The sequence below is a fragment of the Pseudosporangium ferrugineum genome, assembly GCF_003002065.1.
Classification (GTDB): Bacteria; Actinomycetota; Actinomycetes; order Mycobacteriales; family Micromonosporaceae; genus Actinoplanes; species Actinoplanes ferrugineus_A.
Window position 1 is genome coordinate 322,620 of sequence record NZ_PVZG01000006.1, and the last position, 13,072, is coordinate 335,691.

The following is a 13,072-nucleotide window of genomic DNA, read 5'->3' on the forward strand; positions in this document are numbered from 1 at the left end:
TCCGATTTGCCACCGGCACCCTCCTGTGGTGGTGGCTGCAGACGAGTGGTGAGACGGAGAAGCAGATGCCGACGGAGAGAGCGGGTGGGGCGGTTCTGGTCCGGCCGCTGTACCCCGTCGTCGGGGGAAGCGACTCCGAGGACCGACCCGGATCGGACGAGCCCATGCCGAGTACGTCTTTCCCTCCGCCCGGAAGAGGCACAGACACCACCTCGAGGGCGGCAGCCGTCCAGTCCGGTACCCCCGACACCCACGCCCTCGAGCACCTCCAGCGAGTGCACCGGCCTGTTCTCCTCGCGTACATCACCCGCCTGACGAAGGGCGACGTGCATTGGGCGGAAGACATCCTCCAGGAGACGCTTGTGCGGGCCTGGAAGAATCCGGACGCCCGCAACGCCGAGGGCCGCTGGAATCGGGCGTGGCTCTTCACCGTGGCGCGCCGGATCACCATCGACCAGGTCCGGGCCGCCCAGGTACGCCCGGCCGAGTACTTCGACGAGCGGCTCGATGCTCATGCGGGAGCGGATGACGCCATCGAACGCATGCTCGAGGGGAAAGAGGTCCGCGCGGCACTCTCCACGCTGCCCGAGCGGCTCCGCACCATTCTCGTCGAGATCTATTTCCAGGAGCGTTCCGTCGCCGAGGCGGCAGAGATCCTGGACGTACCGACCGGAACGGTCAAGTCCCGCACGTTCTATGCGCTCCGGGCGCTGCGAGAGGCGCTCGCGGAGCGGGGCTTTACCTTCCGTGAAGCCGCCGACTCTTGACATCACCTTCAGACCCGAGGACTGCCGAGATGAGTGACCACACCCCGCCTGAAAAGGCGCCGGAACCCGAGGCCGAGAAGGCAAGCCCTACCGAGGCCGAGAAGACGGCCTCGGCGGAGGCCGAGAAGACAACTTCCGCCGAGGCAGGGAAGGCGACCCCGGATGAGGCCGGTTCCGCCGAGGCAGGGAAGGCGACCCCGGCTGAGGCCGGCGAGGCGGCCGCGCCCGAGGCTGTGAAGTCGACGTCGCCGGCGGACGGCGGGCGCCGATCCAGCAAACGTAGAAGGCTGTCTCGCCTCGGCCGTAGGCGGATCGACGTGGTCGCCGCCGCTGTGCTGGTCCTCGGCGGCATCACCCTGACCGTCACGCAGACCGGATCCGCGTTCGCGGACCCCGACCAGGTGGCGGGCAAGCCGGTACCGGAACGTGACGTCGAGCCGATCGTCGCCGCAGCCCTCTCCTGCCCGGCACTCACGCCGCCGAGGCTCGCCGCGCAGCTGATGGCGGCGTCAGGGTTCGATCCCGGCGCCGCCGAGTCCGGCACCCGGAAGGGCGTTGCCGGGCTGAAGGACACGACGTGGAAGAAGTGGAGGCCTTGGAACGGGGCTCGCCGGGCCGATCGGGAAGCCAACATCCTGGCCCTCGCTCACCACACCTGTGAGCTCGTCGGCCAGCTGCGGGCGAAGAAGGTAGAGGGCGACCTCTGGACATTGGCAGTGGCGGCCGACCGCGCCGGGTTCGACGCGACCGTCAAGGCGAACGGGGTCCCCGCCTCCGCCCGGTCCTACGTGGACCGGGTGTCGGCGTATGCCCAGTGGTACAAGAAGCAGGATCCCTTCCGCCCCACCACCGATCCCATCTCGGCGCCCCCGAGCACCCCGGCGGCCATTCCGGTGCCCGACGAGTACGTCTCGTCCGTCCGCGCCGCCGGCCGGATCTGCCCCACGATCACCCCTGCCCGGATCGCGGCCCAGATCATGGTGCTGTCCGGCTTCAACCCGAACCTGCGGTCCGACGACGGCGGCTCGGGCATCGCTCAGTTCACTCCCCGTACCTGGGCGCGTTACCAGCCGTCGCGCGACGCCACTGTGTGGAAGCCGAAGGACGCCATTCCGGCCCTCGGCACCGCGATGTGTGTCCTCAGTGACGAGCTCACCGGGCTGAGTGGTGCCGACCCGTACACGTTGGCGCTGGCGGCGTACCAGTGGGGTCCCGATGCGGTGCGGCAGGCGAACGGGCTGCCGCGGGCGAACGTCCCGCAGCTTGCAAAGAAGGTCGAGGCATACACCGCCCAGTACGAGACGGACAAGCGGCTCGTGACCCGCAAGACCACGCCACCGTCCCAGCCGTCGTCCCCTTCCTCCTCCTCTCCCTCCGGCGGCACTCCGACCTCGTCGTCGCCCCCGGCCCCGGTCGTCACGTCCAAGCCGGCCCCCGTCAACACCGCGCCGAACAAGCCGCTGTTCGATCCTGACGTCCGCTACCAGATCGTGAATGCCTGGACAGGCCAGGTCCTCGAGCTCCCCGGCGACGACACCAGCAACGGTGCCGGCGTGCGTATCCAGTTCTGGCAGAACCAGCGGGCGAAGGACCAGTTCTGGCGCATCCGGCCGTCGAAGGCCAAGAATCACTACGTCATCACCAATGCCTACAGTGGCAAGTCGCTGGGCATCGAGGAGAGCGCCAAGGAAAACGGCAAGAAGGTGGCCGTCCTCGACACCGATGCCGCCGACCCCAACCAGCAATGGGCGTTCCGTGAAGCGGGCGATGGTCAGTATCACTTCATCAACCGTAACTCCGGCAAGGCACTCGACGTCCTGGGCGACGACCTCGGTCCCCCGCGCGAGGACGGCACCTGGAACGGCTACTGGATCGAGCAGTGGGAACTCCAGGCCGATGCGCTTGACCAACGCTGGGTCGTGTCCCGGTAGCCCGGGCGTTACTGGAGGGAACGCGTCGATGTCCTGGATCACCCGGACGGCTGGCCTGTGCCTGTCCGCCACCGTCGTGACGGCAGCACTTCTTACCGCGGCGACGCCGGCGAGCGCCGCGGACGAGGAGTACGTGAAGTACTACACGGTCACCTCGTCATACCAAGGCAAGCCCGAGAATCTGACCGAGATCGCCACCCGTTTCCTGGGCAGCGGTGCCCGCTCGGTCGAGATCTTCAACCTCAACACCGGGAGGATCCAGCCCGACAAGGGCGTGCTCACCGATCCGAACCAGCTGCACGCCGGCTGGCGTCTCAAGGTGCCGTGGGACGCCGTAGGCGCGGGACTCCAGTACGGCGTCCTGTCGGAGAAACCTCCCAAGGTCAAGAAGGGGACGAATCCGCCACCGCCACCGCCACCTCCGGCGAACACCACGACAGCCCCGAACACGCCGCCGCAGGGCTCCGTGTCGTCTCCTCCGGGGATCCCTGCGCCCGGCACGCGTCCGAGCCTCCAGCCGGGCATCGTGCCGGGCACCGCGCCGGGTGCCGGGCAGATCCCCCCGGCCACCAACTGCCCATCGACCTCCACCTCCAGCACGAAATCCGACTGGGCCAGGTTGCGCGTGGCAGCGGACAAGGCGTGGCCGCAGAGCAAGGGCAAGGGGCAACTCGTCGCGGTGGTCGACTCCGGCGTCAACGGCAGCCTGAAGCAGCTCAGCGGGCATGTCTCCGTCGGCATCGACGTCTCCGACGACAAGGGGCGCGGCGACAGCGATTGTCTGGGTACGGGCACAGCGATGGCCGCCCTGCTCGTCGCCAAGCAGGTCAAGGGTGAGGGCCCGGTCGGTGTCGCGCCGGACGCCACGGTTCTTCCCGTACGGGTGGTTCGCGACAAGGTTGCCCTCACGCCGGAGGCGCAGGTCAAGGGCATCAACACCGCCGTGGCCGCGGGCGCGACGGTCATCGCCCTCGGCTCCGTCATCGACGCGACGGACACGAATGTCGCCAAGGCCATCGCCGACGCCGTGGCGCATGACGTCGTGGTGATTCTCGGAGCTCCCACCGAGGACCGGCCGGTCAACCCGGCCGCGGTGCTCGGCGAGGGCACCGTCCGGGTGGCTGGGATCGGCATCGACGACCAATGGGCACTCAACTACCGCAGGGGCGCGGTCGACGTGGTCGCTCCGGGCATCAATGTCACCAGCCTCGGCAGTGGCGGTCCGGTCAACGGCAGCGGCACCCATTATGCTGTGGCGCTGGCAGCAGGAGAGGCCGCTCTGATCCGCTCCGCCTACCCGGATCTCACCGCTGCGCAGGTGACCCACCGGCTGAAGACCACTGCCGACCGGATGGGAGAGGGCACACCCCCGCACAGCCAATTCGGATGGGGCTTCCTCGACCCCGCCTCGGCGGTGACGAAGACGCTCGACGAGGAGAAGACCGCGACCCCGCCGGCGGTGCAGGAACTCACCGCTGCCGAGCAGCAGTCCCGCGCTCAAAGCAACGGGGGCGGGGATTCGACGCGGACCACCGTCCTGATCGTGACGGTCGCGCTCATGCTCGCCGCGGCCGCTCTGCTGGGCTACCGGATCCGGCAGTTGCTGCGCAAGGACGACGATGCTGAGTACGACAGTGATATGGACCTGTACGACGCTCGGTCGCAGGTGCGCGAACCGGCATTGGCCGGGGTCGGTGCCGGGGCCGGTGCCGGGGTCGGTGGAGGAGCCGGCGCAAGCCCCATCGTGCCGGTGCCACCCGCGCCCTCCGCTGGTCCGTTCCCTCCTCCTCCTCCTCCTCCTCCGTCCGCGCCCGACGCCGGTCCGTTCCCTCTGCCGGCGCCCCGTACGCCTGGCGCCGGTCCGTTCCCTCCGTCGGGGAACAACGGTCCTCAGCCGTGGAAGGCGACACCGGGGACCGTGCCGGTCCGCAAGGACGCCGAGCCGGCCGACGACCACTGGTCCGATCCCGACGACCACTGGACGGACTGACCGTGCCGTCAGCTGCCGTCGCCACCCACCGCCGGAGCCGGTTCGCGCCGCTCAGGCGGTGGGTGCGTCGGACCGCACCTCCCGGAGAAGGCCCAATTCGATCGCCACCCGGGTGAGTTCCGCCTTGTTGTGTGCTCCGAGTTTGGTGCGCAACCGCTTCGCGTAGGTATTGACGGTTGCTTCGGACAGCCCCATGCGAGTGGCGATCTGCGAGTGTGTGTAGCCGTACGCGATCCAGTGGAGGGTCTCCCGCTCGCGGGGCGCCAGGCCGCCCCGAGCCCGTTCCGGCAGCGTCGGCGTGGCCTCCGGCCAGCCGGCGTAGAAGCCACCCCGGGTGACGACATCGAGGGCGACTGCCAGCTCGCGCGGGTCGCTGGGCCGCGAGACGCAACCGTGTGCACCGGCGTGAACGGCAGCGAGCAGCTCGGAGGGCCCGTTCCACGCGGCGGCCACGACTGTGCGGCCGTGCTTGGCGGCCCGGGCCACCAGCGCCAGGGTCGCGTCGTTTACCCGGGCCAGCTCGACGATCACGATGTCGTGCGACCGTCCGCAGGCATCGAGTTGAGGTAGCGTACCCACCACGGTCTCCACCCGGAGCCCGAAGGCGTGGGCGGCGGCTCGTCGGAGGTGCACTCGAGACATGGGCAGGTCGGCGACGACGGCGACCGAGTACAAGGCCCCTCCACGGTTCATCGGCTGGATTGCCGATACAACGGTGGGCTCAACGGGCAGGTTCACGGTTCCCCGCGGGCGGTTGGCGCCGCGCGAAGCCGGCGGCGGCGGGGAACGCCCGGGTGACAGCCGGAAATGTGGAAGCGCCCGGATGAACCAGGTGGTGTGCCCCGTCGTTCATAGGTCGACATGACGATCGGCAACAGACTGAGGGTTGATGTAGGTGGTTGACATCGCCGATGACGAGCAGCATGTGACGGACTCGCTCGGGTTGTACTACATGGATGCGCTGGACCGGCCGCAGGGCGACATGGTGGAGCGCCATCTTCAGTCCTGCCCGAGCTGCCGCAGTACGGCCGACGAGGTGGTCGAGACCATCGCCGCGCTCGAACTGCTCTCCGATGACGACCGGCGCGAGCTGAGCGACAACTTCGGCGCCCTTCGCCGGGCTGGAACGTCCTCGCCCGGGCCGACTCGGATTTTGGGTGATGTCCCTTCCGGTGACGCCGCGCCGAGGCCCATCTCTGCGCCATCCGTCCAGCATTCCCCCGGCCGCGTGGTGCGTCCGAGGCAGGACAATACCCCGGAACTTCCTACCGGTGTGCCGGACAAAGGTTCGCCTCCGGGCCGGTCCGGAGGCTTGCCCGGCAAAAGCTCGCCGCCGAACCGGCCCGATTCCGCCGCCCGCCGCCCGCCGCTGAAGCGCAACCGTCGCAAGACAGCGCTCTACCGAGCCGGAGCGATGCTGGCTGTGGTGCTTGTTGTGGCAGGTCTCGCAATCGGCGCGCTGCTGCGTTCGCCGGACGGTTCTTCCACCTCCGTAACCACGGTGGCCGCGACGGCCGCCAACGACGGCACGGGGGCCTCCCTCTCGATCTCCGCCACCCAGCGAGAAGGCGGAGGTGTGACGATTCACGCCACGGTCAACGGGCTCAAGGCCGCCAAGGCGTATCGCCTGTATGCGGTTACCACCGACGGGCAAGAGTTCTCACTGCAGAACTGGACGAGCGACGGTAAGGTCCAAGAGCTCAGCGGTGGGGCCGATGTGTCTCTCGGCGCGCTGTCGTACTTCACTGTCGTCCAGGCGGGTGCGGGACGGGTCGTTTCCGCCTACCTGACCTCGGCCGAGCAGCCGGCGCCGACCGCCAGCTGACGTCCCCTCGCCCGTCTCCGAGGCGGTCGGTGAACCTGCGCGCCCGTCTGTCCGTCAGGCAAGGGTCAGGCCGACGGAGAGGACGACGGGGATGAAACCTGCCAAGTGGACAGCGGTACGGGCGGCCTTGGCCATGGCGGCCCTGGCCGGAGCCGCCGCCTGCCAGACCGATCCTCCGGCGAGCCCGGCTGTCGCACCGCAGCCGTCCACCGGCGCGACGCTTTCCGCACCGCCTTCGGCACCGATGACCGTCGGCGCGCCACCGGCGGTCCCGCTCCCGTCGGAGATGGTGAGCCGTGCGGTGACGATCTCGGTGAGCAAGGACGATGCCTGCCGAGAGGCCGGCGAGGCCTACAACGCCATGAGCCAGGCTCTGGTGAAGGTCGCCAAGCCTGGCGCGGATCCCGTCTACTCGACGGCGGAACTCGCGCCGATGCGTGCGCAGATCACCAAGACCACCGAGCGACTATCCCGCTTGGCCTTCAGATCTTCCGACGAACGTCTGCGTGCCGCCATTCAACAGTTGGCCGACGCCGGTGCGGCATACCTGCCCGTCACCCGTCTGGGGACCGCCCACCAGGAGGGTGCCGCCTTGTCGCAGGCAGCTCGGAACCTCGGCGATCTGTGCAACTGAGAGCGGAAAACCGGGCAGCCGTGAACCACGCCGATGGCGCGCCCGTTGTGTGGCTGTCCATCTCCAGCAAGTCACCGAAAAAGGGGGGTCGAGAGTCGTGACCACGGAAGCTGCGATGGCACGGACGTACGGCAACTGGCGGCGTCCCCGCAAAGCCGGCTTGGGTTCGCTCGGTCTGATCGGGACCGCGCTCATGTTCGGCGGGCTCATCGTGGTGCTCCTGGCGTCGCTGATCTCCCTGGCCGCGGCGTTCACGGTTCTCGTGCCGCTGGTGCTGGCGCTGGTGCCGCTCGCGCTGCGGACCCAGGACGGTCGCAATGTGTACAACCTGATGTTGGTCCGCATCGGCTGGGCCCGGCGCAGGGCGATGCGAGAGCACCTGTACGTCTCCGGCCCACTTTCCCCGCGTCCCGGTGGGCGGTTCCGGCCTCCTGGCATGCTGAGCAAGGTCACGATGATGGAAGGCCGTGACCCGTACGACCGGCCCTTCGGCGTCCTGCACCATCGCTATCGCAACCTCTACACCATCGTCCTCGCCTGTGAACCCGACGGCGGCTCGTTGGTCGACCCGGACCAGATCGACATCTGGGTGGCGCTGTGGGGTGACTGGCTGTCCAGGCTCGCGCACGAGCCCGGCCTGCGCGGCGCATCGGTGATTGTGGAGACGGCACCGGACCCTGGCACCCGGCTCGCTACCGAGGTGCTCACCCGCATCTCACCGGATGCGCCGCCGGCGGCCCGTGCGGTGATGGAGGAAGTGGTCGAGCGTTACCCGGACGCCTCCTCCGAGATGAACACCTACATCACGCTCACCTACGGTCTTCCCGGTAACCAGAAGCGTGGCTCCGATGAGCTTCTCACCGACCTGGCACTGCGGATCCAAGGTCTGGTCAGCGGTTTGGTGAGTGCCGGTGCCGGCGCCGCGGAGCCGCTGTCGGCCGAGCGCATCGCCGAGGTGGTACGGGTGGCGTACGACCCGGCCGTCGCCGCAGATGTCCTCGACGTACGAGCACAGCACGGCGGTACGGGGCTTGACTGGGCCGACGCCGGACCGGCCGCCGCGGTGGAGACGGTCAATGCGTACAGCCACGACTCGGGCGTCTCTCGCAGCTGGCTGTTGACCCTTGCGCCGAGAGGCACTGTGCGCTCCAGCGTGCTGCGCACCCTGCTCGATCCTGCACCGAGCATCCGGCGCAAGCGGGTGGCGCTGTTCTACCGGCCCATCGATCCGGGCACTTCGGCGAAGATCGTCGAGGCCGACCGGCGCGCGGCCCAGTTCATGGCCAACTCCACGCGAGGGATGGTCCGGGCGCGAGCAGCGTCCGAGGTGGCTGCCGCGGAACAGACTGCCAGCGAGGAAGCGGCGGGTGCGGGCTTGGTGGAGTTCTCGATGGTCGTGACGGTCACCGTGGACTCCGCCGAGCAGATCTCCGACGCCGACGTGACGATGCGCAACATGCTGGGCGCCACTCGTCTCGCCATGCGGCCCGCGGACCGGATGCAGGCCGCGGCGTTCAGTTGCAGTCTGCCGGCCGGCATTCTGCCCTGGGAGCAGAGCATGGTGCCGCACGAGCTTCAGGAGGCGTTGTGACCACGAGCGGTACCCGGCTACGGATCTTCGACCTCGGGGCCGGGTGGAAGCGGGGGGCATCGGGTCCGACGACCGGTCTCACCGACCTTGTCGTTCCACCGCTGGAAGAGCAGGACCGGGAGGCCGACGAGCTCGGCAAGCAGACGCCGCGCGAGCTCAAGAAGGCCGCCAAGCGGCAGGCCCGGATCGAATTGGTCGAGGCGCGCCGCCGCGAACGTGCCGCGAAGGCGAACCAGCCCGAGAACGTTCCGCATCGCGGGTCACCCGGCACCGCCGGCGGCCGGGTCGCCACGATGGATCCACCCACCATGTGGCGCGCCACCACCGTGCAGGCGTGCGGTCTCTGGCCGTTCGCCTCCGGATCGGGTGCGCCGAGCACCGGCGTACCGCTGGGCCAGCACCTCGCGACCGGCGCCACCGTGTGCGGCGATCCGCTCAACTGGTTCACCCGGGCCCGGTACATTTCCAACCCCTCGCTGTTCATGCTGGGAATGCCGGGTCTCGGCAAATCGACCCTGATCAACCGGATGCTCATCGGCTTGTCCGCGCAGGGCGTCGTACCGCTGGTGCTCGGCGACCTGAAGCCGGACTACGCGGACACCGTGCGTGCTCTGGGTGGGCAGGTCATCTCCATCGCCCGTGGGGTGGGCGGGCTCAACGTACTGGATCCCGGTGCGATGGGCGCCGCCGCGGCGAAGATCGGTGGCCAGGCCGGCGAGGTGCTCGCCGCCGAGACCCACGGCCGAGTGCTCAACATGGTCGCGGCCCTGCTGACCATCGTGCGGGGTCAGCCGATCACCGACCATGAGCAGTCGGTGCTTTCGGCCTGTCTTCGCCATCTCCGGGAACGGACGACCGCCGGGCAGGCGGTGCACCTGGCCGATCTGCTCGCGGTGCTCCAGGAGGGTCCGCCCCGGGTTCGGCAGATCACCCTGGACCGGGGGCAGGAGGCCCGTTACCGGGACGCGGTGGATCCGCTGCATCGCTCGCTGCTGGGCATCCTCGACGGTCCGCTCGGCGACACGTTCGCCGCGGAGACGTCGACTCATATCGATCCCAATGCCACGGCTGTCTGCATCGACATCTCCCGGATCGGCGAGGCAGACAGTCAGTTGACCGCCGCGGCGATGCTAGCGGCCTGGTCGGACGGGCTCGGTACGGTCGCCGCGTCGCATGCGCTGGCCGATGCCGGACTTGCCCCTCGGCGGTGGTTCTTCACGGTCCTCGACGAGCTGTGGCGTCCGCTGCGGGCCGCTTCCGGCATCGTGGACCGGATCGACGCACTGACCCGGCTCAACCGTTCGCTGGGCCTGGCCGACTCCAAGATCACGCACACTCTCAAGGACGCCGAGGCGCTGGGCAACGAATCCGACAAGGCCAAAGCGCGTGGTTTCGTCGAACGCGCCGGAATGGTGGCGTGCGCCGGGCTGCCGCGAGCCGAGATGGAGGAACTCGGCAAGGTGATCAGCCTGTCGCGTCGCGAGATCGAACTGGTCTCCTCGTGGTCGTCGCCACCCGGCTGGGCGCAGAACGGAGAGAACGAGGAGCCGCCCGGACGGGGCCGCTTCCTCATCAAGGTCGGTGGGCGTCCCGGGATCCCGATCCGGGTGGCGATCACCGAAACCGAACGTCACCTGCATGACACCAACACCCGGTGGGTCCAGAACGGGTATGCCGAGCGTGTGGCGGCCGAGCGTGCGGAGGCCGAGGCGATGCTGGCGGCCGGGAACGGCCCTCTGCCGATCGCCGCTGTGCGGGAAGGGGAGCTGGGATGAGCTCGTCCCCGCAGGGGGGAGGCCTGGGCAACGAGATGATGTCCTGGCTCATCCCCGGACTGGCCTTGCTGGCCACGATGGTCTTCGGTGTCGTCGGTCTGGGCGGCACGATCGGCGCCGCGATTACCGGTCACGGCTGGCACCCGCCGCCCTTCGAACTTGAGATCTATGTGGCGATCCTGTCCGGCGACACCTCGGTCGCGTGGCCGGGGGCGCCCGCCTGGGCGGTCTACGGCGGTGTAGCGCTGGTCCTCACCGTCGTCGTCCTGCTCGTCTTCGTGGCCGGACGAAAGATCGTCAGCATGCTGAGCCGTACGAAGGGCCTGGCTTCCCAGCGGGAAGTGGCGAGCATGTTGCCGAAGGCGACCGAGGCGCGCGCCCGGGACCTGCGGCCCTCGATCAAGAGCGTCGAGAAGTTGCATCCGGACGAGACGGGAAACCTCCTCGGTGATCTGATGCCGAACGGACCCGAACTGCGCTCCTCGTTCGAGGACGTCGAGCTGGACCTGATGGCACCGCGAGCCGGTAAGTCGACGGGTATCGCGATCCCCCGGCTGCTGCGCGCTCGCGGCTCGGTACTGCTGACGTCCAACAAGTCCGACGTCTACACCGTCACCCGGCAGGAGCGGATGAAGGTGGGTACGGTCTGGACCTTCGATCCGCAGGGCATCGCCCACACGCCGCGGGAGATGTGGTGGGACATCCTCGCCGGCTGCGACACCATCGAGGGCGCTCGCCGGCTCGCCGGTCACTTCGTCGCCTCCGTCAACGACGACTCGTCCAAGAAAGACTTCTGGATCTCCGCGGCGCAGAACACCTTGACCGCGCTTTTTCTCGCAGCCGCCCGAGGCGGGGCGAGCATCACGGATCTTCTCGGCTGGCTCGCCGATCCGGCCGACCGGGCACCGATCGACCTGCTGCGGGATGTCGGCCTGCCGGCCATGGCGGAGCAGTTGCAGGGTACGGTCCGCGGTGCGGTGGAGACCCGGGACGGCATCTACGAGACCGCTCGACAGTGCGTGGCCTGCCTGCTCGATCCCGCCATCCTCGCCTGGGTGAGTCCCGACCCGGCCCGGCCGGAGTTCATTCCGGAGAAGCATGTTCTCGGGCGCGACACGCTCTATCTGCTGTCGAAGGACGGCGGTGGATCGGCCGCGGGGGTGATCGCCGGGCTGGCCGACGCGACCATGCGTGCCGGCGTGGTCGCCGCCGAGCGGATGGGAGGACGGCTCGACCCGCCCATGACCGCCGTGCTCGACGAGGCGGCGAACGTCTGCCGCATCAGTGATCTTCCCGACCTGTACAGCCACTTCGGCTCGCGTGGCATCAACGTCGTGACCTTGCTGCAGAGCTATCGTCAGGGCGTCCGGGTGTGGGGCGAACCCGGTATGGACGCGTTGTGGAGCGCGGCCACGGTGAAGCTGCTCGGCGCGGGTCTCGACGACGCCGACTTCGTGGACAAGATCGCGCGCCTGGTCGGCCAGCACGACGTGAAGACGCCCAGCTGGTCGAGAAGCAAGGACGGGACGTCCCGGTCCACGTCGTACCGGCAGGAACAGGTGCTGCCCGCCGACAAGATCAGGGCATTGCCCAAGGGCACCGCTCTGCTGCTCGCCACCGGTGTCCGGCCCGCACTCATCCGGTTGCGTCCCTGGTACAAGGAGCCCAACGCCGGCCCGATCTCGCAGGCCGCCAAGGCCGAGGTCGAGGCGATCACCCAGCGTGCCACCGAGAGCTGGGCGCGCCGGCCGAACTATCGCCGCTCCGCGGGCAGCGACGAGTTCCGGGTCGCCCCCGCGTGGGACGGTGGCTGAGTCCATGTCTCCCCCGATGTGGACGGTTCTCGCTCTCGCTCTTGCCACGCTGGCTGCCGGGCTCATCGGTGCCCTACGAGCGATACGCCGGGGCCGGGCGCCGCAATGGTGGCCGGCGCCGGCGCGGCCCGTTCCGAGCCTCGCCCACCAGTGGGCCAGCCAGACCGTCGAGACGCGCCCGGGTCGCCACGTCCGGGCCGGGCGGACCGCTCGCCTGATTGCCGTTGCCGGCTGCGGCACCGCACTGGTCGCTCTGGGCTCGGTCGTCACCCTGGCTGTGACCGGGGACGACCGGCCCCGGGAGCGCTTCGTGGTGGCAGTCTCCGGGGAATCGGTCGATGACGTCGCATACGGTCCGCGTATCGTCTCGGAGGATTCCGCGCTCTGCCTGGCGGCGCGGTCGCTCGCAGACCGCTCATCGCTGGTGCTCGCCGCCTGCGACGGATCACCGACGCAGCGTTTTACGATCGAGACGGATCAGACCGTCCGGCTGGGCGCCTGGTGCCTCGACGCCCCGAAGGGGCCGATGCTCCGGATCGCATCCTGCGACGGCAGCACCCGCCAGCGGTTCTCGGCGGATCCCGGGCAGTTGATCAGCAGGTCGGAGCACGCCTGCGTCGACGTCGTGGCCGGCCGGATCGTCGCGGATGCCGGCATCGTCCTGCGTGACTGCGACCAGGCTGTCGCGCACCAGTGGTGGTACCTCGCGTCGTGATGCCGCAGCGTCACGACCGGCCCGACCGGA

11 protein-coding genes are annotated in these 13,072 nt (G+C 69.2%); 9 read left to right on the top strand and 2 right to left on the bottom strand.

The window, feature by feature from the left end; all coding sequences use genetic code 11:
- Positions 1-164: 164 nt before the first annotated feature.
- The 3 genes from CLV70_RS15555 to CLV70_RS15565 are packed head-to-tail and all read left to right on the top strand — an operon-like array spanning position 165 to position 4,688.
- Positions 165-767 carry a sigma-70 family RNA polymerase sigma factor gene (locus CLV70_RS15555; protein WP_106127294.1) on the top strand — a complete coding sequence of 201 codons (603 nt, stop codon included), beginning with the start codon at positions 165-167 and terminating at the stop codon, positions 765-767.
- Between the two features lie 29 nt (positions 768-796).
- Positions 797-2,698, top strand: coding sequence for an RICIN domain-containing protein (locus CLV70_RS15560; RefSeq protein ID WP_146164069.1), 1,902 nt, complete (start codon positions 797-799; stop codon positions 2,696-2,698).
- Positions 2,664-4,688, top strand: coding sequence for a S8 family serine peptidase (locus CLV70_RS15565; RefSeq protein WP_106127191.1), 2,025 nt, complete (start codon positions 2,664-2,666; stop codon positions 4,686-4,688). Before CLV70_RS15560 ends, CLV70_RS15565 begins: the two co-directional genes overlap by 35 nt.
- A gap of 51 nt (positions 4,689-4,739) precedes the next feature.
- On the opposite strand, the gene CLV70_RS15570 is transcribed toward CLV70_RS15565, so the two are convergent.
- Positions 4,740-5,363, bottom strand: coding sequence for a response regulator transcription factor (locus tag CLV70_RS15570; protein WP_158277770.1), 624 nt, complete (start codon positions 5,361-5,363; stop codon positions 4,740-4,742).
- A 220-nt stretch (positions 5,364-5,583) separates the two neighbouring features.
- Here CLV70_RS15570 and CLV70_RS15575 point away from each other — a divergent pair, with 220 nt between their 5' ends.
- Positions 5,584-6,513 (top strand): zf-HC2 domain-containing protein, encoded by a 930-nt coding sequence (locus tag CLV70_RS15575; protein WP_106127193.1) that lies wholly within the window; start codon positions 5,584-5,586, stop codon positions 6,511-6,513.
- Positions 6,514-6,567: 54 nt separating this feature from the next.
- On the opposite strand, the gene CLV70_RS15580 is transcribed toward CLV70_RS15575, so the two are convergent.
- Complete coding sequence (locus CLV70_RS15580; RefSeq protein WP_106127194.1) at positions 6,568-6,834, bottom strand: hypothetical protein; 267 nt, start codon at positions 6,832-6,834, stop codon at positions 6,568-6,570.
- Between CLV70_RS15580 and CLV70_RS15585 the strand changes: the two genes are divergently transcribed.
- The 5 genes from CLV70_RS15585 to CLV70_RS15605 all read left to right on the top strand — a co-directional run bounded on the left by CLV70_RS15585 (position 6,815) and on the right by CLV70_RS15605 (position 13,042).
- Positions 6,815-7,147 carry a hypothetical protein gene (locus tag CLV70_RS15585; RefSeq protein ID WP_146164071.1) on the top strand — a complete coding sequence of 111 codons (333 nt, stop codon included), beginning with the start codon at positions 6,815-6,817 and terminating at the stop codon, positions 7,145-7,147. The two genes, CLV70_RS15580 and CLV70_RS15585, sit on opposite strands and share 20 nt — an antisense overlap.
- A 115-nt stretch (positions 7,148-7,262) precedes the next feature.
- Positions 7,263-8,738 carry an SCO6880 family protein gene (locus tag CLV70_RS15590; RefSeq protein ID WP_211303771.1) on the top strand — a complete coding sequence of 492 codons (1,476 nt, stop codon included), beginning with the start codon at positions 7,263-7,265 and terminating at the stop codon, positions 8,736-8,738.
- The gene (locus CLV70_RS15595) at positions 8,735-10,513 is read left to right on the top strand and encodes an ATP/GTP-binding protein (protein WP_245908245.1); all 1,779 of its coding nucleotides are present in this window, start codon (positions 8,735-8,737) and stop codon (positions 10,511-10,513) included. Before CLV70_RS15590 ends, CLV70_RS15595 begins: the two co-directional genes overlap by 4 nt.
- Positions 10,510-12,327: a type IV secretory system conjugative DNA transfer family protein gene (locus CLV70_RS15600; protein ID WP_106127197.1), complete on the top strand. Its 1,818-nt coding sequence runs from the start codon at positions 10,510-10,512 to the stop codon at positions 12,325-12,327. The genes CLV70_RS15595 and CLV70_RS15600 overlap by 4 nt, the downstream gene beginning before the upstream one ends.
- 4 nt (positions 12,328-12,331) lie before the next feature.
- Positions 12,332-13,042, top strand: coding sequence for an RICIN domain-containing protein (locus CLV70_RS15605; RefSeq protein ID WP_146164072.1), 711 nt, complete (start codon positions 12,332-12,334; stop codon positions 13,040-13,042).
- Positions 13,043-13,072: the final 30 nt, after the last annotated feature.